General features: G+C 68.7%; 26 protein-coding genes. 25 read left to right on the top strand and 1 reads right to left on the bottom strand.

Annotated elements, in window-relative coordinates:
- Positions 1–376: 376 nt before the first annotated feature.
- From ACETK8_RS15830 to ACETK8_RS15805, 6 genes are read left to right on the top strand one after another with little or no spacing between them, the layout of a single operon-like run.
- Positions 377–1,684 carry a hypothetical protein gene (locus ACETK8_RS15830; protein WP_374036790.1) on the top strand — a complete coding sequence of 436 codons (1,308 nt, stop codon included), beginning with the start codon at positions 377–379 and terminating at the stop codon, positions 1,682–1,684.
- A 39-nt stretch (positions 1,685–1,723) separates the two neighbouring features.
- The gene (locus tag ACETK8_RS15825; protein ID WP_374036789.1) at positions 1,724–1,918 is read left to right on the top strand and encodes a hypothetical protein; all 195 of its coding nucleotides are present in this window, start codon (positions 1,724–1,726) and stop codon (positions 1,916–1,918) included.
- On the top strand, positions 1,915–3,636 hold the full coding sequence (locus ACETK8_RS15820) for a portal protein (protein WP_374036788.1): 1,722 nt from the start codon (positions 1,915–1,917) through the stop codon (positions 3,634–3,636). The genes ACETK8_RS15825 and ACETK8_RS15820 overlap by 4 nt, the downstream gene beginning before the upstream one ends.
- 13 nt (positions 3,637–3,649) lie before the next feature.
- Positions 3,650–3,811, top strand: coding sequence for a hypothetical protein (locus ACETK8_RS15815; protein ID WP_374036787.1), 162 nt, complete (start codon positions 3,650–3,652; stop codon positions 3,809–3,811).
- Complete coding sequence (locus tag ACETK8_RS15810; RefSeq protein WP_374036786.1) at positions 3,808–4,275, top strand: hypothetical protein; 468 nt, start codon at positions 3,808–3,810, stop codon at positions 4,273–4,275. The genes ACETK8_RS15815 and ACETK8_RS15810 overlap by 4 nt, the downstream gene beginning before the upstream one ends.
- Positions 4,229–5,089 (top strand): hypothetical protein, encoded by an 861-nt coding sequence (locus ACETK8_RS15805; RefSeq protein ID WP_374036785.1) that lies wholly within the window; start codon positions 4,229–4,231, stop codon positions 5,087–5,089. The genes ACETK8_RS15810 and ACETK8_RS15805 overlap by 47 nt, the downstream gene beginning before the upstream one ends.
- Before the next feature lie 37 nt (positions 5,090–5,126).
- On the opposite strand, the gene ACETK8_RS15800 is transcribed toward ACETK8_RS15805, so the two are convergent.
- Positions 5,127–5,405: a CRISPR-associated protein Cas2 gene (locus tag ACETK8_RS15800; protein WP_374036784.1), complete on the bottom strand. Its 279-nt coding sequence runs from the start codon at positions 5,403–5,405 to the stop codon at positions 5,127–5,129.
- 432 nt (positions 5,406–5,837) lie between these two features.
- On the opposite strand from ACETK8_RS15800, the gene ACETK8_RS15795 reads away from it, so the two are divergent.
- The 19 genes from ACETK8_RS15795 to ACETK8_RS15705 all read left to right on the top strand — a co-directional run bounded on the left by ACETK8_RS15795 (position 5,838) and on the right by ACETK8_RS15705 (position 26,690).
- Positions 5,838–6,785 carry a phage capsid protein gene (locus tag ACETK8_RS15795; protein ID WP_374036783.1) on the top strand — a complete coding sequence of 316 codons (948 nt, stop codon included), beginning with the start codon at positions 5,838–5,840 and terminating at the stop codon, positions 6,783–6,785.
- A 108-nt stretch (positions 6,786–6,893) separates the two neighbouring features.
- A complete protein-coding gene (locus ACETK8_RS15790) occupies positions 6,894–7,418 on the top strand; it encodes a hypothetical protein (protein WP_374036782.1) in 525 nt (174 codons plus the stop codon).
- 162 nt (positions 7,419–7,580) lie between these two features.
- Entirely contained in the window at positions 7,581–8,186 is a 606-nt protein-coding gene (locus ACETK8_RS15785; RefSeq protein ID WP_374036781.1) for a hypothetical protein, read from the top strand.
- Between the two features lie 92 nt (positions 8,187–8,278).
- Entirely contained in the window at positions 8,279–10,525 is a 2,247-nt protein-coding gene (locus tag ACETK8_RS15780) for a hypothetical protein (RefSeq protein ID WP_374036780.1), read from the top strand.
- Complete coding sequence (locus tag ACETK8_RS15775; protein WP_374036779.1) at positions 10,515–10,994, top strand: hypothetical protein; 480 nt, start codon at positions 10,515–10,517, stop codon at positions 10,992–10,994. Before ACETK8_RS15780 ends, ACETK8_RS15775 begins: the two co-directional genes overlap by 11 nt.
- Positions 10,995–11,477 (top strand): hypothetical protein, encoded by a 483-nt coding sequence (locus ACETK8_RS15770; protein WP_374036778.1) that lies wholly within the window; start codon positions 10,995–10,997, stop codon positions 11,475–11,477.
- Positions 11,477–13,786, top strand: a complete 2,310-nt coding sequence (locus ACETK8_RS15765; RefSeq protein ID WP_374036777.1) for a hypothetical protein — start codon at positions 11,477–11,479, stop codon at positions 13,784–13,786. Before ACETK8_RS15770 ends, ACETK8_RS15765 begins: the two co-directional genes overlap by 1 nt.
- Positions 13,787–13,825: 39 nt before the next feature.
- Positions 13,826–16,789, top strand: coding sequence for a transglycosylase SLT domain-containing protein (locus ACETK8_RS15760; RefSeq protein ID WP_374036776.1), 2,964 nt, complete (start codon positions 13,826–13,828; stop codon positions 16,787–16,789).
- Between the two features lie 15 nt (positions 16,790–16,804).
- Positions 16,805–17,083 (top strand): hypothetical protein, encoded by a 279-nt coding sequence (locus ACETK8_RS15755; protein ID WP_374036775.1) that lies wholly within the window; start codon positions 16,805–16,807, stop codon positions 17,081–17,083.
- Between the two features lie 233 nt (positions 17,084–17,316).
- Positions 17,317–17,712 (top strand): hypothetical protein, encoded by a 396-nt coding sequence (locus ACETK8_RS15750; protein ID WP_374036774.1) that lies wholly within the window; start codon positions 17,317–17,319, stop codon positions 17,710–17,712.
- A complete protein-coding gene (locus ACETK8_RS15745; RefSeq protein WP_374036773.1) occupies positions 17,712–18,209 on the top strand; it encodes an HNH endonuclease in 498 nt (165 codons plus the stop codon). The genes ACETK8_RS15750 and ACETK8_RS15745 overlap by 1 nt, the downstream gene beginning before the upstream one ends.
- Positions 18,098–20,884 (top strand): hypothetical protein, encoded by a 2,787-nt coding sequence (locus ACETK8_RS15740; protein WP_374036772.1) that lies wholly within the window; start codon positions 18,098–18,100, stop codon positions 20,882–20,884. Before ACETK8_RS15745 ends, ACETK8_RS15740 begins: the two co-directional genes overlap by 112 nt.
- 59 nt (positions 20,885–20,943) lie before the next feature.
- On the top strand, positions 20,944–23,340 hold the full coding sequence (locus ACETK8_RS15735) for a hypothetical protein (protein ID WP_374036771.1): 2,397 nt from the start codon (positions 20,944–20,946) through the stop codon (positions 23,338–23,340).
- A complete protein-coding gene (locus ACETK8_RS15730; RefSeq protein WP_374036770.1) occupies positions 23,340–23,795 on the top strand; it encodes a hypothetical protein in 456 nt (151 codons plus the stop codon). Before ACETK8_RS15735 ends, ACETK8_RS15730 begins: the two co-directional genes overlap by 1 nt.
- The gene (locus tag ACETK8_RS15725) at positions 23,795–23,956 is read left to right on the top strand and encodes a hypothetical protein (RefSeq protein ID WP_374036769.1); all 162 of its coding nucleotides are present in this window, start codon (positions 23,795–23,797) and stop codon (positions 23,954–23,956) included. The genes ACETK8_RS15730 and ACETK8_RS15725 overlap by 1 nt, the downstream gene beginning before the upstream one ends.
- A complete protein-coding gene (locus ACETK8_RS15720; protein ID WP_374036768.1) occupies positions 23,957–24,637 on the top strand; it encodes a D-Ala-D-Ala carboxypeptidase family metallohydrolase in 681 nt (226 codons plus the stop codon).
- Positions 24,634–25,164 (top strand): DUF1353 domain-containing protein, encoded by a 531-nt coding sequence (locus ACETK8_RS15715; protein WP_374036767.1) that lies wholly within the window; start codon positions 24,634–24,636, stop codon positions 25,162–25,164. Before ACETK8_RS15720 ends, ACETK8_RS15715 begins: the two co-directional genes overlap by 4 nt.
- Positions 25,165–25,185: 21 nt before the next feature.
- Complete coding sequence (locus ACETK8_RS15710; protein ID WP_374036766.1) at positions 25,186–25,524, top strand: hypothetical protein; 339 nt, start codon at positions 25,186–25,188, stop codon at positions 25,522–25,524.
- Positions 25,524–26,690 (top strand): SGNH/GDSL hydrolase family protein, encoded by a 1,167-nt coding sequence (locus ACETK8_RS15705; RefSeq protein WP_374036765.1) that lies wholly within the window; start codon positions 25,524–25,526, stop codon positions 26,688–26,690. The genes ACETK8_RS15710 and ACETK8_RS15705 overlap by 1 nt, the downstream gene beginning before the upstream one ends.
- Positions 26,691–26,697: the final 7 nt, after the last annotated feature.

Raw genomic sequence — 26,697 nt, 5'->3', positions numbered from 1 at the left:
CCCGTTTTCGGGCGCCCTCGGCTTTCAGGTGGGGTCTGCGTCCGGCAGGTTCTCGCCCCAGAGCCCCGTCCACCCCCCGTTTCGGCACCGCGAAACTGACCTCGTCGAAACGGGTCAGGGTCAGGGAAACGGTTTGTCCTCGGAAGCGAAAGTCGAGCAGCGGACCTGGGGCTTCAGCGGCCCGGTCGCGCGTTTGTTCGAGTTCGACCAGACGCGCCGTGTTTTCATTGTGGGGCCAACGGCGGGCGGCAAGACGATTGCCGCATCGCGCCGGTGTCTCCGGACTGCTCTCTGGCAGCACCCTAGTCCGCGCGACGGCTGGCGTCGAGCCAAGATCTACGTCGTCTGCCCGACCTACCGGATCGCCTGGGACAGCGTGATCCCGAGCTACAAGAAGACCTATATCGAGAAGACCGACCTGCCCCTGGCCCAGGCGCACGAGGGCGCGACCGGGGTGGGGACGCGGGCGAAGTGGAACGGGGCCAAGGGCGATCCCGCCGACCATGTCCTGCAGATGCTCGGGAAGGGGCCGGACGGCCTCGGCCCGGTCGAGATGGATGTGCGGTTCCGGGCCGTGCAGGACGTCGATCTAGACGAGTTCTTCCGGGGGAAGGAATGCACGGCCTTCTGGCTGCCGGAGGTGGACACCCACGAGAGCGCCAGCATCCTGTCCTACTGCACCAATCGTGCCGGCCGCTTCCCCGAGCCCGACGACCGGCCGGAGAACCCGGAGAAGCCCGCCTATCGCGGCCTCTGGGGCGATGCGAACACGCCCACGATCGGTAGCTGGTTCCAGAAGGAGTTCTACAGCGCGCCCCAGACCAACTTCCGACTTCACAAGCAGCCGCCCGGCTACAATCCGGACACGGCCGACGGTTTCCACCCGGCGGCCGAAAACGTCGCCAACCTGAGGAAGATCGACCCCCAGTACTACCGGACCATGGCCGGCGACATGGAGGAGCACGACGTTCGGCGCCTGCTGCAATGCAAGCTGACCTATGGCCGGATGGGCAAGCCGGTGCATCCGTCGTTTGACGAGACTTCGCACGTCTCGACCATCGCGCTGGAGCCGGACCCCGAACTGCCGGTCGTTATCGGGGTGGACGTGGACTTCAAGGGGGCGGCGGTGTTCGGGCAGCGCAGCCTGTTCGGGCAGTGGCGGGTGTTCGCCGAGATCGTGGCCGAGGACAGCCCGGACGGCGAGCTGGACGTGATCGGCTTCGCCGACGCCATCACCACGGTGATGAAGACGCGGTTTCCGCGCTGCAAGCGGGCCATCATCGTCGCGGACCCGGCCGGCAAGAGCCGTTCGACGCTGGACCGCAGCTTGTCGTGGATCGGAGAGCTGCAGCAGCGGACCAAGATCACCGCCGCGCCCGCCCCGTCGAACGACACCAAGCTGCGCCGCACGGCCCTGGCGCGGCCGCTGAAGCGGCGCGGCGGGTTCCTGGTCGATCCGGCCTGCGTCTGGCTGAACACGGCCCTGAACGGCGGCTTCCACTACCCCAAGAAGGGCAACGTCACCTCCACTTCGGCCAAGAAGAACGAATACAGCTCGGTCGGCGAGGCCTGCGAATACATGTGCCTGGGCGGCGAAGGGATCGAGGATCGCGCGGGGCTGCTGCCGACCATGGGTCTGAACGACCCAGGGACCAGCAACGTGGTGGAAGTCGTCTTTGACTGACCCGTCCACCCCCGGTTTCGCCGCGCCCAGTGTGCGAGCATGAGCTTTCTCCGTCGTCAGAAGGTCGTCGCGCCCCCGAAGCCGGTCGATCCGGCCGATGTCGCCAACCGGCTGGACCAGGCGCGCCAGAACCGCCTGAAGAAGGGCGGGCGTCAGTCCACCTTCCTGTCGGAGGCCGTGGCCGAGGCCGCGACGGGCGCGCCGGCCGCCACCCTGACCGGGATCGGCGGATGAGCGTCGCCGCGCCGACCGTTTCGCCGCGCAGCCGGAACATCCGCAACGGATGGGAGGAGGCCCAGACCCAGCGTCGGGCGTTCGAGCCCGGCTGGCAGATGGTCAGCGACTATTTCTATCCGTCCACGAACTTCACGGTGACCCAGACGTCGCCGGTCGTGCGGCGGGCGCGGCGCGTGGTGACGAACGTCCCGCGCCAGAACCTGAAACAGGCGGCCGCCCTGTTCGTCGCCTACGCCATCGACACCTCCCAGCCCTTCCTGAACCCGAACGTGAACCGGGGCATGTCCCTGGCCGGGCGGGCGGTCTGGACGCGGGGTCCGGACGGGCGCGAGCTGGAGTTGGACGACGCCAGTCGCGACTATCTGGAGACCCTGCGCTGGCAGATGTTCGACGCGATGCTGCTGCCCCAATCGGGGTTCGTGGCCGCGACGGTCCGCTGTGGCCTGGAGTTCCTGGCCTTCGGCAACTGCGTCCAGTGGACGGGCCGCAAGCGCGGCTTCGGCCCACGCTATCAGCACATGCCGCTGAAATCCTGCTGGTGGCTGAAGAACGAGGCCGGCGAGGTGGACACGATGTTCCGCCGCTGGCGCACGCCCGTCTGGCGGCTGGCCAAGGACTATCCGAAGGCGCTCGAGCATCCGAAGATCAGGGAGCTGGCCGAGGATGCGAAGAAGGCGCAGACCGAGATCCCGGTGCTGCATGTCGTCGAGCCGCGCCAGGGCGGCGTGTCGGGCGGCATCGCCACCAACAAGCCCTTCGCCAGCCTGACCCTGCTGCCCGAACACGACTGGTTTGAGGCGAAGGAGGAGGGTTACGACAGCTTCCCCTATCAGGTCGCGGGCATGGACGAGTGGGAGGGCGCGCCCTACTGCACCGGGCTGGGCTTCGACGCCCTGCCCGACGCCATGGCCCTGAACCACTTCTCGGGCGGGATGGAACGGGCCATCGACCTGATCAACGACCCTGTCACCTTCGCGCCCACCCGCCTGTTCGGCAACCGGCTGGACCGGCGGCCGGGGGCGGTGAACATCTACGACCCCGTCAACCTCGGCTTCCAGAGCCTGAGGGACGCGATCCAGAAGGCGGACATCGCGGGCGACCCCAGCTGGGCCGAGCGCCGCTGCGCCGCGCTGCAGACCAACATCGAAACCGTCTTCTTCGGCAACTTCACCAAGCTGAGAGACGCAGCCAACGTCACGGCCGAGGAAATCTTCGAACGGCGGGACCTGCGCACCCGCGCGCTGAGCTATCTGGTCCCGGCGTTCGACCGCGACCTGTTCGGCAAGGGCGCGGACCGAGGGCTGGACGCCCTGGTGGAGGAAGACCTGGTGTCGCCGCCGCCCGCCGCCCTGTCGGGCGTCGATGTCGACTGGGATTACGCCGGGCCGCTGGCCAAGGCGCAGATGCGGACCCAGGTGGACGGCGCCTTGCGCCTGTTCGACGCCGCCAAGGCCGCGGCCCAGTTCGACGAGACGGCGGCGGACATCGTCAACGTCCATGAGGCCCTGCGCACCGTCAACGACAGCCTGGGCAATGCGCCGGGCATGGTGAACAGCCGCGCCGCCGTGGCCGAGAAGGCCGCCCAGCGCGCCGAGGCGGCGGCGCAAGCCCAGCAAAACGAGACCATGACCGCCGAGGCGACCGCGCTGCGCGACGCCGGCCAGGGCATCGCCTCGATCGAGAACGCCGGCCCGCCATCCCGGATGGCCGCGTAGAAGGAGACCGGCCTTGAGCAAGCCCGAGCTGTCCAAAACCCCGCCGCCGCAGACGCCCAGCCGCCTGAAGAAGCGGCTGATGCGAACGACCCATATGCACCAGTTCGTCAAGCCGAATGATGAACTGGCGATGCTGCTGGCGTTCGACGCCTGGGGCATTCGGTTCTCATCGTGACCGACGCCCTGCCGCAGGACACGCCGGAGCTGGAGCCCGCGCGCGGGTTCGACAGCGCGCGGCTGATCGCCGACGTGCGGCTGGGCGACCAAGACGCCATCCGCGAGGCCTATCGGCGGACGTTCGGCACGGCGATGGGCCGTGTCGTCCTGCTGCACGCCCTGGCCAGCATCGGCGAGATCGGCGCGCCGCGCGGGGCCGAAAGCCCCGAGGAGAACAACCACAAGAACGGGCGCGGCTACGCCGTGCTGACCATGGCCAACCTGGCCGGCTTCGACCCTGTCGCCGTCGCGGCGGCCGGGCTGACGCAAACGCTTGAAGGAGCAGACTATGAGCGATCCTACACCCACCCCGACTCCCGAACCCGCGCCGACGCCGTCGCCGTCACCTTCTCCGACGCCGACACCTTCACCGGAGGTGCAGCCGAACCCGACGCCGGAGGGTGGTCCGACCCCGGTCCCTGAGGCCAAGCCCTGGCAGGACAGCCTGCCCAAGGCCCTGGCCGAGGACCCGCTGTTCCGGGGCTACAAGACCGTGGACGACCTGGCGCAGGCGCACGCGCACCTGACCAAGCTGAAGGGCGTTCCGGCCAACGAACTGCTGCGGATCCCGACGAAGACGCAGGACCAGGCGCCCGAGGACTGGAAGCCGATCTACGCCGCCCTGGGCGTGCCGGCGGACGTCAAGGACTACAAGATCGAGCTGGCGGCCGAAGCGGCCACGGACGCCCCGGCGCTGGAAGGCGTGCTGCGCGAGCTGGGCGGCAAGGCCAACCTGAACCAGGCCGGCATGAACGCCGTCGTCGAGACGCTAAACACGCTGGGCAAGGCGGCGGCCGAGGCCGATGCGGCGGCTTTGGCGGCCACGACGAAGGAAACGACCGAAACCCTGACCAAGGAATGGGGCGCGGCGGCCGAAGGCAACCGACGCGCCATCGGCAAGCTGATCCGCGACGCCATGGGCGGCCAGATCGACGAACAGGCCGCCGCGGATCTAGAGACCTCGCTGGCGTCGAACCTGACCCTGTCCCGCGTCCTCGCCCACGCCATCGGCAAGATGGCCGAGCCTGAGACGCCGGGGGGCGGCGGGGCCCTGCCGGAGGCCCCGCAGCTCACGCCGAAGGCGGCGACGGCGGCGCTGAACGCCTTCTACGGCGACGCCGACAAGATGGCGGCGCTGAACAATCGCAACCATCCCCAGCACAAGGCCGTGCTGGCCGAGCGCGCCGGGCTTCTGGCTCAGCAAAATGGTGAGAAGCGGCCGGATCAGCCCGGCTGATGAAAGGGGCGGCGGCCGAAGCCGCCGCCCGATCATCTCAACCGCGGGGGAAACGCTGCCAGATCCAATCTTTGACCGTCTGGCTGATGGTGTCGGACCAAGCGCTTTCGCCGGCCATCCTGGCGACAAACAGACGGTCGTTCTTGTCGATGTGCTTCAGCAAGTCATCCCGGAGTTGAGCGGCCGACATAGTGGTGTCGATGAGCCAGAAGCTTTCGAGCGGCTTTGCGAATGCGAACTCGCGAAGGCGAGCCCAGAGGGGGTCGTAGTTCCTACCGGGAGCCTTGAGGTCGTAAGAGACAATGTGAACGGCCATATAACAGTTTCCTTATGTGATCTGTCGGAAACCCGTTGACCAAACCCGTCTCTGGAGTAGGCTCCAGATGTTGCTGACGACTCTAATCGACGGGTCTCCGACGGTTGGTGTTGATGCCCGGCCGGTCTGATCACCAGCCGGGCAACTTCCTAGATAACGCTGATTCGCTCCGGCGACAGACAATCCGCCACAGCTATGCCGTGAATTGTTTGTGACAGCGCGGTGACACACTAGAGCCGTTGACCTCGGCTCCAAATCAGTGCAGCCATCAATCATTCTCTCCGCCGGAGACCGCGAAAGCGCCGGATCACGGAAGGGACGCCCAGGCGGGCGAGACCGCCAGGCACGCACGGTCCACCCCTTCGGGGCGCGGACCGAGACTGCAGCCGATCAGAGCCATCTTTTTGATCGAATGCAGGAGGGCGTGCGCCCATGGACTATTCACAGATCACCCAGGCCGACGTTCAGGGCTTCCGCGCCAATCTGAACATGGCCCCGCAGGTGCGCGAAAGCGTGTACCTGCCCCACGTCGATGCCGACCTGGCCTATTCCGAGCCGGGCAAGCTGTTCAACATCGACACCATCGGGACCTCGGACCCGAAGAAGATCGACACCGTCGTGCCGGACAGCCCCGAAGGCATCCTGGACATGACGCGCCGCGTCGGAGCGTTCGAGAGCTTCCACGACGGCAAGTTCATCGAGAGCATCCAGAAGGTGCACCAGCTGCAGGACCCGACCAACGAAGTCATGGCCTCCATGCGCGCGGGCAAGATGCGCTACATGGACAAGAAGATCCGCGACAGCTTCTTCGCCCCGGTCCGCATCGGCGAGAGCGGCGAGAACACGCTGAACTTCCCGACCGGCAAGATCATCGGCGTGCAGTCGCGCAAGTATCTGCATGCGCAGGAGGGCACCGCCCTGCCGGCGTCGGGCGACCTGCCGCTGACGCTGGGCAAGCTGCTGGCCGTGCGCGCCATCATCCGCAAGACGCGGGCGGCGAGCGTCCTGCCGGGCGCCAAGCTGAAGATCGCGGTGCGCACCGAGGACCTGAGCCAGCTCCTGACCACCATCCCGGTGACCTCGGGCGACTACCAGTCCGTGCGCCGTCTGGAGAGCGGCGAGATCACCCAGTTCCTGGGCTTCGAGTTCGTGCTGGATGAGGACCTGAACCAGAAGGCCGGCGCGGCGGGCGTGTTCATCCTGCCGGTCTGGCTGGACCAGGCCATGAAGTACAAGGCCCGCGAGATCCACACGGCCACCATCAAGCCGCGCGGCGACAAGTCGGAGCGGCCCTACGCCTACTACGAGACCGAACACGGCGCCGTCCGTGGCTGGGACGAGGGCGTGGCCGGGATCGAGGTCAAGGACCTGAACGCCTGATCGGCTGACTGAACCGGGCCGTCCCTGACCGGGGCGGCCCACCCCCTGATTTCGCGCCCCGGCGCAGCGGACCCCGGAAAGGCCGCAAGATGACAAGGAACACCCCTCATGGCTCGCTTCATCGGTGCGATCCTCGGCGCCGCCCACAACGCCCTGAACGGCATGGCCGGTTCGCTGGTCGACCCCTTCTTCAACAACGGCCGGGTCTGCCGCATCCTGGGCGACTACTGGACCGGCGACGCCGCCCAGAACGACATCGTCTCGCTGGGCTACGTCGGCTGGGACACCCGCTTCGACGGACACTCCACGATCCACTTCGACGACTTCGGCACCTCGATCACGCTCGACGTCGGCGTGGCCAATATCTCGGGCGTCAACGCCTCGGGTTCGGCCGCCTGCCTGATCAGCGGTCAGGACATCGCCACGGCGGCCGGTTCGGTCTCCCTGCTGAAGTCGGTGGCGATCAACAGCCGCAAGAAGCCCCTGTGGCAGCTGGCCGGCTTCGCCAGCTTCCAGGCGGCGAAGGACGCCACGGTCGCCGACGGCGGCCGCGCCGAGCTGATCGCGACCTTCAAGGGCGGCAACCCGGATGCCGGGACGCTGGACTGGGCCATCTACGGTTCGGCTCAGTAAGGGCCGCAAGGATCGGCGTCGCCGCCGGATTGCTCGTCTAAGGCGCGCCGCATCGGGGGCGGGAGAGCTGAAGGGCCTCTCCCGCCCCTCGTTATTTCTGGTGGGCTACCGCTCTCGACGCGGTCGCTCGCTGCTTGAGCCCGGTTCCGGGCGGGAGACATCATGAGCGACGCGCAGACCCGCCTGGTGAACGGCGCCCTGGTGCAGCTGGGGGAAGACACCGTGTCGGACCTGACGGCCGACCCGCCGCCCAGCCGGGTGGTGAAGATCCTGCCGCATGTGCAGCCTGCGATCGACGCGGTGCTGGTCCGCTACGGCTGGCTGTGCGCGCTGGAATATTCGACGCTGGAGCCCAGCGGCCTCGTCCCCGCCAACTGGCGGTTCGGCCACGCCTATCTGGCCCCGGAGGGCGCGCTGCGCTTCTGGGAGGTGTCGCGGGTCTCGGGCTGGGAACGCGGCGTGTGGGAGCGTCCGGACGGGGCGTCGCGGCCGATCCTGAGGGCGACCGAGGGCGGGCCGATCAACGTCAGCTGGGTCAAGCGCCGCCCGGCGGACGCGCTGGACGCCAATGTGCTGGACGCGGTGACGTTCGAGCTGGCGGCGCGGGCGGCCCGACCCATCGGCGGATCGGTCGAACGGGCGCTGGAGCTGCGGAAGCTGGCCGATCAGGCCGTGCTGGCGGCCATGGGCACGGACGGCCAGGACACGCGGGCGGACGACGTGATGATCGCGGACCGGGTGGGAAATCTCAGGGCGTCGGCGCTGTAGATTTCCTTTCTGAGGCTACCGCTCGCGACGCGGTCGCTCGCTGCTTGAGCCGCCGCGTCCACCCCCCGTTTCGGCAGGGGGAGATTGGGCGCATGAGCAGGCAGTCCGGTTTCCAGAACGGGTTCAATATCGGCGAGCTGTCGCCGGACGCGTGGTCGCGAAGCGATCTGGTTCAGCATTCCAAGGGCTGCGCTCTCGGCTTCAACATGATCGGGCGCGTGGCCGGGCCGACCGGGCGGCGGCCGGGGACGTGGTTCGTCGGCCTGCCGAAGTTTTCAGCCACCGCGGGGCGTCTGGTCCCGTTCCGGCGCAACAGCGGCGACGCCCTGGTGCTGGAGTTCGGCCATCTGTACGTCCGCGTCTGGGACGTGAACGGCGCAGCCGTCATGGACGGCCCGGCGCAGGTCGAGTTCGCCACATTCTATACGGCTGCGCAGCTGGACGGCCTGCGCTGGCGTCAATCCGGGGACGTGCTGTACCTGACGCACCGAGACAACCTGAGCCCCCGCGTTATCCGCCGGCTGTCGAACACCAGCTGGCAGTTCGACGGGCTGGGCCTGTTCAACGGGCCGTATCGCGGCGAGAACGGCGCTTCGGACCGGGTGCTGACCCTGAGCGGCGCCACGCTGACCGCCAGCTTCGCCGCCTTTCAGCCCGGCCATGTCGGTTCGCTGTGGCGGCTGAGGCCCAACGCGGGCAATCCGGGCGTCCTGTCGTGGGAGCCGGGCGAAGAGGATGTGCCGCCCGGCGCGCGGCGACTGTCGGACGGCCGGGTCTATGGCGCGACGGCGGGCGGGACGGCCGGGAATACGCCGCCCGTCCACGACAGCGGCACGGTGTCGGACGGCGGGGTGGAGTGGGCCTATCTGCACGACGGCGCGGCCGTGGTGGCGGTGTCCGCCTACACCTCCGCGACGCAGGTCGAGGTGACCCTGTTGACGGCGGCGCCGGAGGGGCTGGACGCCGGGACGCCCTACTGGTCCGAAGGGGCCTATTCCGACGTGCGCGGGTGGCCGACGGCCAATCCGGCGGTGCGGGAGGAGCGGCTGGCGCTGGCCGGGGCCTTCGCCGAGCCGGACGGGATCAACCTGACGCGGACGGCCGGGTTCGGCCCGACGACGGTGGATTTCACGCCGGGGCTGGGCACCGGGCGGGTCGTGGACGACGACGCGGTCAAGCGCTTCGTCGGCGGGGATCGCGACCGGATCGTATGGATGGAGGGATCGACCTTCCTGCTGGCCGGGACGACGGACGGGGAGTTCATCGTCACCGGCGGGACCATCGACGACCCGATCACGCCCAGCGGGTGCGTCGCGCGGCCGGTCGGCGAGTTCGGCAGCGCCGACGTCATGCCCGCCCTGGCTTATGGCGGGGTGATGTTCGTGGCGGCCGGGGGCGAGACCCTGAGGCTGGTGGCCGTCGATTTCGACGGGACGCGGGAGCTGCGCGACCTGAACGTGGTGGCGGGCCATATCGGCGGGCGCGGCCTGGCCGAACTGTGCTGGATGAAACAGCCGGTCAACCTGCTGTGGGTGCGGCTGGCGGACGGCGGGCAGGCCAGCTTCACCTATCACCGCGAACAGGCGGTCGAAGGCTGGAACCGGCACGGCATCGCGGCCCTGGACGTGCCGACCGAGGACGCGCCCCTGGGCGGGGGCATGATGCTGGAAAGCAGTTGCGTCGTGCCCGGCTTCAAGGGGCGGCCCCGGCTGTTCATGCTGGTGCGGCGGATCAAGGACGGGGCGACCCAGCGCCTGATCCTGAGGATGGCCGAGCCCGCCGACAAGCTGTTCCTGGACGCGGCCGAGCGGTACGCCGGAGCGCCGACGACGGGCGTCGCTGGGCTGGACCACCTGGCCGGGGAGGACGTGACCCTGATGGCGGCGACCGAGCCGGGGGCGGCGGCGGTCGTCGGGCGAGGCTGGGGCGAATATCGCGAGCGTCCGGTGAACGAGGACGGTCAGGCGCTATTGCCCGAGGGAACGACAGCGACGGCGGTGTACGGCGGCCTGCCGTACCGGAGCCGTTGGGAGGGCCTGTCGCCGGATCTGGCGGGGCCCGGATCGTCGGCGGGGCGGATCGTCCGCTACACCCATATCAGCGTCGTGCTGGAGGCCGCCGTGGCCTATGCCGGGACGGTCGGCGACGAGGGCGACAGCGGGCGGGACCGCACGCTGCAGCGCCAGCCGGGCGACGTGGGCGGGCCAGTCGTGCGGCGTCATGCTTGGCGAACGGCGGCGCTGGGCGGGGCAAGCCGGGACCGGCGCTATTTCGTCGAGACCGATCATGGCTGGGACATGGTCATCCATTCGATCCGGGCGACGGCCGATGTCGAATAGCCTGACACTTCGCCCCTACTCGCCAACGGACCCGCTGCGCATCACGCCGCGCGAGGACTTCCGCCTGGAGCATGAGGCCGCCGGATCGCCGCTGTTCGGGCCGGAGCGGGTGCAGGGCCTGTGCTGGACCCTGACCGAGGGCGACCGGAAATGGGCGAAGCCGCTGGCGTGCGGGGGGTTGGAGCCTCAAGGACACGGCCGGTTCGCCGCATGGCTGTACGCATCGGACCTGACGCCGCGCGGCTGGGCCATGGTGAAGCGGGCCTTTCGCCGAATGGTCGCCGAGAGCGGCGCCCGGCGCGTGGAGGCGATGGTGCGGTGCGAAAAGGTGCTGCCGGACGCCGGTGTCAGCCAGTTCACCAAGGCGACGGCCTACGCCGAACTGGATCTCGGCTTGCGCTGGGAAGGCCGGCTGCGGGCCTGGGGGCCCGATGGGGCCGACTACGATCTCTATGCGGGGGTGTTCTAGATGGCGGTTCTGCCGTTGCTGGCGGTCGGGCTTTCGGCCGCAGGGAAGATCATGGGCGGGATCGGGAGCCTGAGGGCCGGGTCCGCGCGGGCGAAGGCGCTGGGGCATCAGGCCCGGAACGCGCGCCAGGAGGCGGGCGTGCGCGCGTCGATCCAGATGGAGGAGAGCGACCGCATCGGGGCGCGGGCGGCGACGCTGGCGGCGGCCTCGGGCGGCGGCGGCCTGCAGGGTTCGGCCCTGGCGGTCATCGACGACCTGGCGCGTCAGGGCGTCTATCGCGCGCGGCAGACGGTGCGCGACGGCCTGTCGGAGAGCATCGCCCTGAAACAGGAGGCGCAGACCACGCGCCGTCAGGGTCAGGCGGACTTCGCCGGCAGCCTGATCGAGGCGGGATCGACGGTGCTGGGCGGGATGGCGCAGCAGGCGCAGTTCAGACGACAGGGCGGCCTGCCGCCCGCGCGGTTCGACAGGTTCTTCCTCTAATGGCCAAGCTTCCCCAGTCGATCGACATGCAGGGACCGAACGGCGCGACCGCGTCGGGGCGGGCCGTCAGCTTCGACAGTCTCGACAACGCTCTGCAGGCCGTGGCCGGCGAAGTGCAGCGCTTCGATCAGACGCGAAAGGCTGTGGACGATAAAGAGGCGGGCCGGATGTTGGCGCAGGCCGAGGCGGAGTATGCCGCCGAAGCGCAAGAACGCTGGGAGGCCTGGGATGCGCGCGAGCCTGGTCAGGAGGTGCGGGAAGCCGAGCACTGGCAGAGCAAGCTCGCCCCGCTGCTCGACGATCCCAGCCTCCCGGACGGCGTCAGAGACAGCGCGCGCCGTCTCGGCCGCGATCTGACCGTCCGTATCGAGGGGCAGGCCATCGCCACGGCGGCGCAGGGCCGCGCAGAACGCTTCGCGCTGGATCGCGACAACGCCGAGCGCATGGCGGCGGTCAGCGTCATGCAGACCGGGATGGCGCGATGGCATGAGCGCGAGGCCGCACTGCGTCAATCGCTGCCCGCCGATGCCGACTGGCACGCGGCCTACACATCCGCCTGGGACACGTTCGTCGAGGGGGAGCTGGCGCCCCATCCGGAGCGAGTGCGTGCGCTCGCCGCGCCGCAGTTCCTGGCCGAGCGGGGGCGGATGCAGATGGACGTGCTGACGCGGCAGGACCGCCTGCGGGACGCCACCACGGCCGCGAACATCAGCACCGCCACGAACGCCCTGCTCAACCGCATTCAGCGCGATCCCTCCGTCCGCGCCGCCTTTGACCGCGAAATCCGGGACATCGCGACTGGTCTGCCCCAGGCCGCGCAGGCCCCATTTATCGCCGAACAGACGGCGAGAGCGGACGCGCTTACCGTCGACGGGCGTCTGGCCGCCGGGGACCTCGACGGCGTCGAGGCCGATCTGGCCGCCGGTCGGTTCGATCACCTCGCCCCGAACGTGCTCGAAACCGCGCGGGGTAATCTTGCCGCCGCCCGTTCCGCCGACAGTTTCGAGAAGGCCCTACAGCGGGCGGACGTGACCGAGCGGTTCCAGCGGAACCTGACCGCCATCGCGCGCGGCGCAGCGCCGGACCTGAGCATTTTGTCTGAGGCCAACGGCCTATTCGATCACGACGACGTCGCCGAGATGCTGTTGCAGCAGCAGGCGGCGGCCAGGCTCCAGCCGTTCATGCGCGATCTGTACCGGATGAACCCAGCGCAAGGCGAGGCGGCGCTGGTGCGGCTCGAAGGTGAGGCGTCCACTGAGGCGGAGCGCAAGGCGCTGGAAGCTGTTCGCGGCGACGTGAGGGCAGACCTCCAGCGCCGCGCGACTGACCCGGCGCTCGCGGCCATGACGCCCGCCGGCGCCGGGGACACCGTGCGCGCGAACGTCCGGGCCGCCTTCGAGACCCTGAGCGTCAGTCCGACCCCTGAACTCGCCCAGCGGTACGCGACGGCGGCGTTGCAGGTTCAAGGCAGCATGGGTGTGGCCGTGGCCCAGCGGCGTATCCTGCCCGCCGAACGAGCGCGCGAACTCGTGGCGGGACTGGAGCAACCGGGCGCGGACGCCGCCGCCAACCTGAGCGAGCTGTGGGCGTTCGTCGGCCAGTTCGGGCCTTACGCGCCGCGCGTCATGGTCGATCTGGCGGAGGCCGGGCTGACGAACCGCGCGCTAGGGGCGATGATGCACTACGCCGATCAGCCGCAGATGCTGGCCTATTACACGGCCGGTTTGGGCGTGACAGGCGTCGAAAACGCCGCCGCCATCCGCAGCGCGGTCGTGGAAGGCACAGCGGACTATGCGCGCACCGCCGCTTCGGGCGAGGGGCTGGAGGCGACGCGCGCGGCGGCTATCACGGTAATGACCGCCCTCGTCGCGCGTGGCGAAAGCTTGGAAAACGCCAAGAAAATCGCCTTGCGCCCCATTGTCGATCAGTACGTCTATGGCGAGGACATCGCCATTCCGAAGGCCGCCGGAGTTGATGCCCGGCGCTGGGAGCGCGACGCGAACGACTATCTGGGGACGCTGATCGCTGGCGACATGCCGCAGCTGGAACAGGGCGGCGACCCGCGACTGAACGCCGAGCAGAACCGTCGCATCCTTCGCGACCGGATCAGCCGAGGTCGCTGGGTCTTGAACCCACGCGAGACCGGCGCGGTGTTCGTGATCGAGACCTTTGACGCCGACGGCAATCCGCAAGGCCCTCGCCCCCTAGCGATGCGCGACGGATCGCCAGTCACGCGCGAGTGGAACGCGGCGCCGCCGACGCAACGTCGCGGCCGGGACTGGCGGCCTGGGCGGTTCGGCGCCTGGTAGCCCCGTCCACCCCCCGTTTCGGCAGGGAGAGGATGGGCCATGCAAGATCCGTTTCGCAGTCTGGGCGCGCCGCTGACCGGCGACGAGTTGTCGGAGCAGCTTCAGCGCGGTCCGGTCTCCCGTGATCTAGGGTTCCAAGGCTCTCGCGATCTGAACCGGATCGGCGGAACCGTAGCGGGCTACATCGTCCAGAACGACCGGGCGACCTTCGACAGGCAGCGACAACGCCAGTTCGGCGGGGACGGCAACATGCTGTCGGCCGAGGAAGCGACGGCGCAGTTCGGCGGCGACGGACTGATCATGTTTGACAGGCCGGTCAATGTTCACACCGCGGAGTGGATGCACGACCGCGCCCAGCGGCAGCGGTTCAACGAGGACGTCGAGGCTCGCGGCGGGCTGTCGTTCCTCGACAAACTGGGGGCTGGGTTCCTCGGCATGGCCTCCGATCCCCTGCAAATCCCGTTTCTGCTCATGGGGGGCGAGGCCGTTCTGCTGCGCGGCCTCGGCGTGGCCGGTAAGACGACCTCCGCTGCCGTCGCGCGAGGCGCGCTGGCCGGAGCCGTAGAGGGCGTGACGGCCAGCGTCGCGCTTGAGGCGATCAACTACGGAGCGCGGAACGCCGCCGGCGAGGACTATGGGCTCGGCCAATCGGCCGCCAACGTCGGCCTAGGCGTGGCCGCCAGCGCGACCCTCGGCGCAGTTGGCGGGCTGGTCAGTCGCGCCAGCCGGAGCTCGAACAGAGCGGCGCAACGCGCGGCTCGCCGGTCGCCCGCGCAGAGCCGGATCGCCGATCAGATCACACAGGCGGCCCAGGCCAAGGGCGAGAATGTCGCAACCGCGCTACGCATCGCAGAGATCGAAAGTTCGCTCGACCCGCGCGCGAAGAACCCCGCCAGCACGGCCTCGGGCGTCTTTCAGTTCCTGCGCCGAACGTGGAATGGTCTGGGAGGCGGTGACCCCTTCGACGCGGACCTGAACATCCGTCGCGGGATCGATCTTCTGGCCCAGAACCGGCGCGGCCTCAGGCGCGCACTGGGCAGCGACCCGCAGGAGTGGGAGCTTTACGTGGCGCACCAGCAGGGGCTGGGCGGGGCCATCGAGATGCTGCGCGACCCCAACCGGCCAGCGATCGAGGCGCTGAGGGCCGCGCGGGTCGAAGACCCAGAAGCCGCCATTCGTCTGAACGGCGGCCGCTCGGACATGACGGCTGGGGAGTTCGTCCAGAAGTGGCGGCGGACGTTCGATGACGGCGATGCGGCCGCCGCCGCGTCGCAGCCATCGCGGGCGCTGGACGGGCTAACGGAGAACGAGCGGGCCGGAAGCCTGCTGGCGGCCGTCGATGCGATCAACCGGGACGATGTGCTGGACCTCGGCCCCCTTCTCGCCCGGAGCGGTCTGGACGCGCTGGACGAGACGACGGCGGTCCCGTCGATCCGGGGACGCTGGCTGGAGAGAGACGCGGCCGTGACGCGCAGCGGCGGAGAGGTTCCCGTGCGGTTCGCTGTGGTTGAACTGTCGGACCTGATCACCAGCCACAGCGACGACCTGACCCCGGTGGCCGACTATCCCGCCGCATTGCAGCCGCGCGACCGCCAGAGGCCGGGGGCGCAGGCCGAAAACTACAACCTGGAGCGGGACCTGAACCCCACGTTGCTGATGCGGGACAAGGCCGCGTCCGGAGGCGCGCCCATCGTGAGCCCGGACGGGATCGCCGAGAGCGGCAACGGCCGACTGATCGCCCTGAGGCGCAGCGCGATGACGGGCACGCCCGCCTGGGACCGCTATCAGGGCGAGCTAGCGCGGCAGGGGATCGATACAGAGGGGTTCGACCAGCCGGTGCTGGTGCGGATGCGGTCTGAGCCCATGACGGGCGTCGAGCGCGCCGACTTGGCGCGGGAGATGAACCAGAGCCAGGTTGAGGCCTATTCGCCGGTCGAGCAGGCGCGAGCAGATGCGCGGCGGCTGGATGGTGCGACGCTGGGCCTGCTGGACGGTGACGACGCTTTCAGCGCGCAGAACCGGCCATTCCTGCGCGGTTTCGTGGGCCGGGTCGCCCCGAACGACGCCAACGCCCTGACGGACGCGCGCGGCGCGCTGAGCCTCGCCGGGAAGGCCCGGGTTCAGGCCGCTCTGATCCAGAAGGCCTATGGCGACGACGGGCTGACGGCCGCGCTGTTCGAGACGGCCGACCCCGGCATCCGGCAGATTGGGCAGGCGCTGGCCGACGCGGCCCCGGCCTGGGCGCGGATGCGCGCCGAAGCGCCGACGCGTCTGGATCTGACCGGCAACCTGACCGGGGCGGTCAACCTGATCCGCGAGGTGCGCGCCGAAGGGGTGAAGGTCGCCGATCTGCTGGATGAAAGGTTGGGCCAGACGGACCTGTTCGGTGCGCAGGCCCTGAGCCCCGAGACCGCCGGCTTCGTCCGGATGATGTTCCGTGACGAGGCGCTGACCAAGCCGCGCGGGGCTGGTCCGCTGGGCGAGGGCCTGAGAGAGTACGCCCGCGCGGCCGCCGCCACCCCGGCCGGCCCTGACCTGTTCGGAGACCTTCCCAATGGACACGCCTTCCTCGAAACCACGCTCCGCCGCCTCCACGCTCTTGAGGGCGACGGATCTCGGGGTCTTTCCTACGCCGGAGGGAGTGAGCCTCTCTGGACGGGTCGAGAGGCTGAGACTGCTGTCCTCGACCTTCGGCAAGATGGCGGCGCGGGCCGAGACGGAGGAGGACCGGACGGCGGACGAGGCGGTGGCGGCGCGGCTGAGCGGGATCGCGGAGGACCTGGAGAACGGGCGCAAGCCCCGCTAGGCCCCCAGCCGCTTCCACCGGAACTGGCCAGCGATCCGGAATACGCCGCGCTGCTGGCGGACACCGATGCGCTGGCACGGCAGGCCGGTATTGACACGCCGGAGTTCGACGCGGCCGACCGGCCGGAGACCTGGGCGGCCGCGATCCGCGCCGCCGCAACCTGTCTCGCGGATACGACCGGAATTGTCGTATCGTGAGGGATTCGTTAGCGGATGAAAATCACCCCGCCACCCCGCGTCCTGCCTGCCGTCATGCTGATGCCGGATCAGGTTTCCTTCGATTGCCCAAGTTGCGAGATCACGCACCAGATCATGCGCAACCTCGACTTCGAGGAAGGGCTCGACGGTGTCTGGCGGACGAAGGAGCGGCCCGGCCTCCTCTGCGATTGCGGGGTAGAGTTGCTGGCCGACTTCACCCTGTCGGCGGAAGGAAGCCCTGCGACGCCAGATATTCGGTCGCGATCCGACGCAGAGCCTCCGGGCGGGTCATAGCTGGGGCGCCGATCACGGGGCCGACCTCCGCTGACCAAGCATCGATAGCGGCCAACAAATCTGGCGCGACCCGGACGTTGACCGGCGTCGCGTCGATCCGTGGACGACCTCTAGATTTTCCAGCGCTAGTTATTGACAACCCCCATTTACTAGCGCCAGTAATAGGCGGACCGAAACGGGGAGGCAACCCCGGATCGGTCCTGACCGCAAACCACGATCACTTGGAGATCGCTATGCACACGGCTGAACAGACCCCTATCCCGACGTGCCCTGTCGCGGCAACTATCCCGGAGGCGCTGAGCCTGATCCGGGCGATCCGGCGATACGAAGCGCCGCACTGCTTCGAGCTTCTGGCCAAGACTAATGAGCGGCTGGATGCGCTCGAAGCCGCCATTGTTCACCTGCACGCCACGTCGACGACGGGGCTGTTTTTCCAGACGTGCCTCGCCATGCGCGGCGCAGGATGGTGGAGCATCTACGACCAGGACGACATCGTGATGGAGCGCGCACAGCACCGAGCGCTCAATGCGGTGCTGCGGAGCATGGCGAGCAGCCTCTACTCTGAGGCGGTCGCGGTCCTCGCTGAACACTACGCGCCAGAAGTCGTGGCTGAAGTTAGGGCCGCCTGATGGGAAAGCGTATGTCGGAGCCAGAGCGCGTCTCGGTATTCTGGAGCCGCGTGGAGCGTGGGGCATCGCGCGACGACTGCTGGCTGTGGAAAGGCGGGCGGAGCGGTCCATATGGGATCGTTCAGTGGCGAGAGCATAACGGTGTCACCATGCCTAGACATGCCCACACCATCGCGTTTCTCCTCGCGCGTGGCTGGCGCCCGACGCGCGTGTCGAAGCTCGTGGTCAGGCACCTTTGCCATCAGCCGCTTTGCTGCAATCCGTCCCACCTGAGGCATGGGAGCCAAGCGGATAACGCCGCTGACGACCAGGCTGTTGGACGAGAGGCGCGCGGTGAAACGCAGGCGAACGCGAAGCTGGACGACGACATGGTTCGCTTCATGCGGTGGGAGGCCGCGCGAGGCACGACCCACAGGGAACTGGCGGCCATAGCGGGCGTCGCGCGCCAGACTGCCTCCAAAGCGATCGCCAAGAAGACCTGGACACACATAAGATGAAACAGTGCAAAGGCCCCGTCCGCATGGCGGCGGAGGGTGCGCTCGATGACAACGATATCGACTTTATCCTGAACGGCATCCTCCGCAAAGTTCAGCGCAAGGGCGTCGCCTTCGACAAGCAGGCCATCCTCGAAGCGGCGACCGAGATGACGCGCGAGCAGATCGTCGCGCGAGCGCTGGAGCGGCGGTTGCGGGTGGCCTCGGAGAAGGCGTCGCAGCTGTTCGACAGCCATATCGACGGGATGGCCGGTGTCGGGCATCTGGGCGACCGCCTGCGGGCCTATATGGTCGGATCGGAAAAGCAGGGGCTGGGCGCGAGCTTCAGCATCGAGGCCGAGGGGCGGGCGTTGCAGGCCGCCTATTTCGGCCAGGTCGAGCGAGACCTGAAGGCTGCGGGGCTGATCGACCGGGTGACGGCGATCCGCGTGGACCGCGAGTTCGAACTGAACGTCGCACGCGAGATGGGCCGGGCGAACGGCGGGCCAGACCTGCCGACCGGCGACGGCGACGCGGTGACGGTGGCCCAAATCTTCAACGCCGCGAACGAGCGTGCGCGGCTGTCGATGAACGACCAGGGGGCGTGGGTCGGCAAGCTGGAAGGGTTCATCGTCCGGCAGTCGCACGACGCCGGGAAGGTGGCCGGCGGGTTCTTCAAGGAGGCCGCCGCCGCGAAGGCCGGGGTGTCGGCGACCCGCCACGCCTTTGGCAAATGGCGCGACACGATCCGTCCTCTGCTGGACGAACGGACCTTCGACGGCCTGGACGCCTCCATCGCCGAGGACCTGAACCCCGACGCGAAGCTGCAGATCAACGACGCGCTGGCGAACCCGGCCGATCCCGCCGAGCAGATGCTGTTCGACGTGTGGTGGAACGTGGTGCACGGCAAGATCGACCGGATGAGCGGGGCCGACGACCTGGCCGACTTCCGGCCCCCGCCGTCGAAGGCGCGGTCCGTGTCGCGGAGCCGGGTGCTGCATTTTCGCGATGCGCAGGCGTGGACGACGTACAACGACGCCTATGGCTCGGGCAGCCTGTTCAGCAGTCAGATGAGCGGCCTGTCCCGCGCGGCGATGAATACCGCCCTGCTACACCGGCTCGGACCGGCCCCCGAGGCGATGTGGGCGCGGAAGAAGGCGGACCTGATGGGGCAGGCGCGTGCCGCCGGGGACAGCAAGGCCGCCAAGGCGATCATGGCCAAGGCGCGCGATCACGAGTTCGAGGAGATCACCGGCGCACTTTCCAGCCCCGAGAGCCTGAGGCTGGCGCAGGTGGGCAAGGCGATCCGCATCCAGCAGGCGCTCGCCAAGCTAGGCGGGATGGCTTTGTCCAGCATGTCGGACACCGCCCTGGCGGCGCAGACGATGAAGCGGGCCGGGTCCACCTTCCTTGACGGCTATCGCGCTGCGCTGGGGGGCATCCTCCGGCTTGGCTCGGAGGAGGCCAAGGAGGCGGCTGATCTGCTGGACGTGGCGTCGCGGGGCATGGCGGCGTCCATCGCCGGGCGGTTCATGACGACCGACGGCGCGAACGGGATCATGGGCGGGCTGCAACGCACGTTCTACAAGGTTAACGCGTTCGAATTCATCCAGACCGGGGTGCGCGAAGGCGCGGCGCAGGCGGCCAGCCGTTTGATCGCCCGGCAGGCCGAGCGACCCTATGCCGCGCTGCAAGCCGGGTTCCGGGAAATGCTGGAGCGATACGGGATCGATGACACAGCGTGGGAGCTGGGCCGCAACGGTCACCTAAACCCGCACAAGGCCTCGCCCGGTTATCAGGGGCTGCGTCAGCGCGCCGACGCCGACATGGCGGGAGACGAGCCTGGGCGGCGGTACTGGACGTTCGAGGCGCTGGACGGGATTTCGGACAAGGACCTGATCGCGTGGTCAGGGGCCGACGCCAGCAACCCGGATGCGGCTCGGCGGGCGCGGAACGACCTCGGGGTGAAGTACCGGGCCATGGTGCAGGGGCTTCTTGACGATGCCCTGACCGAACCGCGCGCGCGGGAGCGGATCGGCCTGACGGCCGGGCTGAAGCCGGGCACCGGCTGGGGCGAGGCGATGCGGATCGTGACGCAGTTCCAAAGCTTCAACCGGGCGATCCTGAGCCGTCACCTGCTCCCCGCCGCGCGGGGATATGGCGGTCACAGCCGCGTCAGTCTGCTGGGGCACCTGATCGTGGCGACAACCCTGCTGGGATACCTGCAAATCCAGGCCAAGCAGATCGCGGCCGGGCGCGAGCCCCGGGGCTTCACCGACGAGGATGGAGAGTTCCAGGGCGGCAAGCTGTTCGCGGCCTCGCTCCTCGCGGGGGGAGGACTCGGCATTTATGGTGACTTCCTGTTCGGTGAAGCCAATAGGAATGGCCTCGGCTTCACCATCGGCTCGCTTTTCGGCCCGGCCGTGAGCGAGGTCGAGAGGTTCATCACCATCGGCCGTAAGGCGGTGTCCGGCGATCCGGATCAGGTCGATGACCTGCCCGGCGATCTCGTCCGTGGGGCCAAGGCGAATATTCCGTTCGCCAACCTGTTCTACACCCGCACGGCTCTGGATTACGCCATCTGGTACCAACTGCAGGAGGCGGCCAAGCCGGGCTCGGTGGCGACCTACGAGCGGAACGTCGAGCGGCGGGAAAACACGAAATTCTTCTTCAGCCCGGCCGAGGCCGTGGGCGGCTGATCGTCCTTCCCTTCTAGCCCCTCCGTCCACCCCCACGCTCGCGCGCGGGACAGTGGCGCATGACCACGACGCCGTCGCCCAGCATCACCGTCATCGTCCCGTCCGGGACGTCGGTCGGTCCTTGGAACACGAGCTGGACCTTCAGCGCGCCCGAGGACGTGTGGCTCTATGTGGAGACCGACGGCGTGGCCGGGCCGGATCTGGCGCTGGGCGTCGATTTCACGCTGAACGCGCCGAACCCGGGCGAGACCGGCGGGGCGGTGACGCTGGCCGGTTCGGTCGTGCCGGTCGGCGGGTGGGACGCCGTCCGCCACCGGGTCGTCATCCGGCGCTGGACGCCCCGTCGCCAGGGGACGGCGCTGCCGGACACTGAGGGGCACAAGCCGCGCGCGACCGAGAGGGCGCTGGACCGCCAGATGCGGATCGCCGAGGAGCAGGACGACGAAATCTCGCGCCTGGCCCTGATGGCCGGCGGCGAGGTCGATCCGGCCCTGGTGGAACAGCGGGTGGAGGCCCTGCTACCCAGCCTGCTGGGGGACCAGTTGGACTACAAGGTCAGCTATGACGCCCTGTCGGCGGTGGCCGATCCGGCGGGCGGGGCGCAGCGGCTGCGTCTGAGGGTCAATGTCGAGGCCTTCCGGACCGGTGACCGTCTGACCGAGTTCGAGACCCAGCCGGGGCGGTCCAACGCGAAATCCCTGCAAGCCGCCATTGACGCCCTGAGCGTCATCGGCGGGGGAACGGTGGAGCTGCCGCCCGGCGATTTCCTGCTGTCCAATCCGAACCTGTCCACGACGAACAACGAGCGGTTCGCCGTCGAGCTGAAGCCGTGGGTGCGGATCGACGCGTCGGCGGCGACGATCAAGCCCGACGCCACGGTCTCGACCGTCTTCATCTTCGGCAGGAACGACGCGCCCTGCCACGGGGCGTCGATCATCGACGGCTATTTCGACTGCACCGGCATCGGCACCCAACAGCCGGTCAAGCCCAGCGGGGCCTATCAATATTTCGGCGGCTGCGGCATCGCGCAAAGGAACGGCCCGCGCAGCGAAGGCGTGCTGTTCGACCGCCTGTTCTTCGAGTTTCCCGACGTCGATCCGTCCGACCCGGTCGTGCCCTACCATTCCTGCGTGATGCAGAGCGCCAACGGCGTCTGGTCGAACGCGACGACGCCGGTGTGCGGCGGCGACTGCTATCAGTTCAACGGCGGCTTCTGGCGGATCGACAACCCGGACGTCGGCGAATGCGCGGACGGCGGGCTGGCGCTGAACAACGGGTTTGAAGGCGTCATCACCGGCGGGTCGCTGCGGCGCTGCAACCTGGGTATCGGCGGCGGGCCGTATGGCCTGGAGGGCGACAGCAGGCGGTCGATCACGATCCGGGGCACCCAGATCATCGAGCCGAACATCGGCATGAACTTCGGCTGGTACGGCCTGGCCAGCCGGGTGGCGGCCAACAGCGACAAGCCGACCAGCGGTCCCGGCGGCGTGCCCATCGGCGCGGACACCGACTGGCCGTCCCTGAGCCCGTCGCAGAAGGCCAGCGGCGACTTCATCCGCAAGGCGCCGCCCAAGGGCCTGACGGTCGAGGGGGTGCAGATCGTTCGGCCGAAGTCGGGCGGGTTCTGGTTCATCGCCGGGGCGGCGGCCGATTATGGCCTGACCGTCCGGGGGCTGGAGATCACGGAGTGCGGGTCGAACGCCTATGGCCACGGCCCGGACAACGGCCCGTCGTCCCAGATCGCCGCCCTGTCGGTCGTCGGCGCCAACCGGTCGGTGATCCAGAACAATGTCATCCGCGACACGATCACGCCGGTCGGCGGCACGGCCTATGCCTATGTGGTGTCGGGCTGCGCGGAGACGGAGTTCGAGCGCAACGCCTCCTTCGGCAATGCGATCGACGCCCTGTTCGAGGGCAACACCAGCCTGTTCACCTCCACGCCCCTGGTGACCGACGGCGTGCCCGTGATCAGCGGCACGGCGTGGTCGATCATCGCGACCAACCACTATTTCGGCGACCAGAACTTCCTGGCCGCCACGATCAACACGAACCGGCACGTCATCTTCGGAAACAACGCCGGCCTGCTGACGACCATCGCGGGCGACCCGATCAACAAGACCGTGTTCGGCCTGGCCGAGGGCGATGCCGCGTTCAAGGGTTTCAAGGGCGGCTTCTTCCAGCGCGGCTATGAGATGCCCCGCCGATCTTTCGGGACGGCGAGCGGGACACAGGGGGGATACACCGACGCATCGGGCGGGGTGGCCTACGCTCACGGCATCCCCTCCGGCAAGGAGCGGATCCTGTGGGCGGTCATCTCGATCGACACCGGGGTCGGCGGGCCGGTCGTGCAGATCCTGCCGTCGTGGGACGGGACCAACATCGGCTTCGCGTCGAGCGCCTATCCGAACAAGCCGTACATCCTGACGGGTGAGTACGCCGCCACGGCGGTGCGCTGATGGCCGGGCTGTCGCTGATCGAGCAGCTGGGCGGCGGGGCCGTGCTGGTGGCCGCCGGGGGCGGTCTGATGAAGGGGTGGCAGACGTGGTGCGCGTCGCGCCGCAGCCCGGAACAGCGAATGGGCGACGCGGCCCAGGCGGCGTCGGTGCTGGTCACGGCCGCGACCCAGGCGGCCGAGGGGCTGATGGCCGGAATGCGCGAGGACCTGGACGCCCTGCGCGCCGAACTGTCCGCGACCAAGGCGTCTCACGCCCAGGAGATCGCGGAGCTGAAGCTGGCCCACGATCAATGCACCGCCGAGAACCTGGTCCTGAAAGGGCATCTGGATCAGCAGATCCAGCGCACCGAAAGCCTGGCCGCCTTCCTGCGTCGTCAGGGGCTGGAAGTGCCCGACCTGACCGGGGCGCGGCCCCTGCTGATCCTCACCGCCAACACCTCACCGGAGACCGCCTGATGCCCACCCTCGGCAAGATCGCTCGCGACCGCCTGTTCCGCCTCGCCGCCCTGGCGTTGGCGGTGCTTTCGACGCCCCGTGCCTGGGCCGCTACAGAGGGCGACCCGGTGCTGAAGCGCGCCGCGACCTTCCTCGGCTTCATCAAGGGGGAGGCGTCCTAGATGCCGGACGCTCGCACCCGCCCCGCCTATTCCGATCCGGTCGATCTGGAGACGGCCGAACTGGAACTGACCTCCTCGATCTATGACGGGTTCAGCACGGCGATCATGGTCAAGGGCAAGCCCCGGACCGTCGCGCTCTGCCGGGAGTATGGCGACGCGGTCCAACTGATGGCGCTGATCGAACGTGGCCGGGCCTCGACGCCCAAGCCCGCCATCCCCGCCAGCGACGGGTCCCAGCGCCTGTCCGACCACTTCACCCTGGCCGAGATGACCGTCTCGGCCGCCGCTGCGCGCAAGGGGCTGGACAACACCCCGCCGCCCCAGATCGTGGATCAGCTGATCCTGACGGCGGACCGGATGGAGAAGGTGCGCGAGCTGCTGGGCGGCCACCCGATCCGCATCACCTCGGGCTATCGCAGCCCTGCGGTGAACAAGGCCGTGGGCGGGTCGGCGACCAGCGCCCACCGCACCGGCCACGCCGTCGATTTCACCTGCCCCGGCTTCGGCACGCCCGCCCAGGTGGCGGCGCATCTGGCCAAACACCTGATCGGCTATGACCAGCTGATCGAGGAGTTCGGCGAGTGGGTGCATGTCGGCTTCGGCCCCGGCCAGCGGATGCAGAAGCTGACGGCGCGCAAGGTCGCCGGAAAGACGAAATACACGCAAGGGATCAAGGCGTGACCCCGACGCCCGCCCGGATGACCGGCGGCTGGGATTTCCGGATCATCAACCAGTCCCGCAACGGGCTGGAACTGGTGCGGACGTTGCAGCCGCTGGTCTGGGGCGTGGAAGGCCCAGAGGGGCCGACCTTCGTCGTCGTGCCGGCGATGTTCGTGACAGACTTCGCCTCGATGCCTCGCATCGTGCGGCGCCGGTATCCGAGCTTTGGGCCGTGGGCGCGCGCCGCCCTGCCGCATGACTGGAACTATCTGACCCGAGGCACGCAGGACATCTCGTTGTGCGAGGTGATCGTCAAGGGCGAGCGGATGCCGATGTTCTCGGCCGAGGAGGTCGACGACTATCACCAGTTGGTCCGCGAGATGGGCGGCCCCTGGCCTGCGTTCACTCGCGCCCAGGCCGACGACATGATGCGCGACGCCATGATCGTCATCGCCAACGATCGCGAGGACGGCCAGCCCAGCCGCTTCGACCGGGGGCTGATCCACCGCGCCGTCCGCATGGGCGGCGCCAACGGCTGGGGCCGCTAGGGCCTCGAAAGGAGAACCGTCATGGGTGACGCCAACTACGACAAGTCCGGGAGCAGCACGCGGCGATACCGCTTCGACCTGGTGCAGAGGATCGCCGTCGGCGCCGCGTCGGCGCCGGCCGCCGAGATCAACGATGCGATCGAGGTGCAACTGACGTCCACGGTCAACGCCTATGTCACGGTCAAGGACAGCAACCCGGCCGTGGTCGTCTCGGGCGTCGGGGTGAACGCCCTGCCGCTTCCGGCGTGGTCGCCCTTCGTGCTGCAGACCAAGCCGGGCGACGAGATCGCCGTGATCCGCGCCGGGACCGAAGACGGCGTCCTGTACATCAACCCGATCGACGGCCGGGACCCCCGCTGATGCTGCTCGGCGTCGGCAAGGTCGGTCGCGTCGGCCGCGTCGGAAGCCCCCACGCCCGACCTACGGGAGGGGGGGCTTGGAGAGCCACGAAAGCGGCTCTCGCGGCCTATCTCGACGGCAATGATGCCGAGACCAACAATCCCCACGTCCTCGACGCGATGGCCTCGCCCCCGACAGTGGCTACCAGCACGTCGTCGGGATTGCTGTCTGGCCTGTCGGTCAACCGCCGATGGACGGTCAACCCGGAGACCTTCCGACTAACCGGCGGAAGCCCGACGACGTTCGCGTCAACCTACCTTCGCTTCAACAGCGCCCAGCGGTCGGTCTCAGTTCAGGAGTCCAGCATCATGCGGGTCGGCATGATCTGCACAGGCTCAAAGGTCGGCTTCCAGCTTCTCGGAGACGATCAGCCGTTCCGGTTCATTGTCGATGGTCAGTATGTCGATAAGACGGGGACCACGACGGCCACCAGCTCCGGAGCAAACTATCTGACGCTGGACTTCGGTTCCAGCGCGACGCGGCTGGTCGAGATTGAGCTTCAAAACGATCAGGGGCTTCACGGCTTCTGGGCGACCGGCCTGTCTGCTGCGCCCGCGTTTGCTCAACGGATGCTCGTGCTGGGCGACAGTTTCACAGACGGCACGGGGGCCACCCACAAGGGTGACGTGTTCGCTGCGGTCGCGGCTGACTACCTCGGGATCGGGGCGAGGATCGCGTCGGGCGTCGGCTCAACCGGCTACGTCAATACGGCGAGCGGAACGCGCTACAAGCTCGTCGAGCGGCTTCCGACTGACCTTGCGAGGGCGACGACGGAGGGGGCGGTGGACGCGGTTGTGATTGCAATGGGGATCAACGACCTTGCACTGTCCGCCAGCGTCGCGGCTGAGGCTGCGGCGTGCTTCGATCTGATCCGAGCGACGTTGCCCGGCGCACTGGTTTTTGTGACGACAGCTTGGGACACTGCCGCGCCATCGGCCCCGAGTGCCAACTACCTGGCCGTCAGCGCAGCGATCCAGAGCGCGCTCGGCACCCGGGGCGGGTTCTATCTCCTGGATGCAGAGGGCGTCGAGTTTACGAAGTCCGACGCGACGCACCCCGACACGGCCGGGCATAGCACCCTCGGAGAGTGGCTGAACGCTGAAATCCGTGCCAGCATCGCCGCCTGATGTCCGC

It is taken from the genome of Brevundimonas staleyi, assembly GCF_041893865.1.
Lineage (GTDB): Bacteria > Pseudomonadota > Alphaproteobacteria > Caulobacterales > Caulobacteraceae > Brevundimonas > Brevundimonas staleyi.
This window is presented reverse-complemented; position numbering and strand designations above follow the sequence as displayed.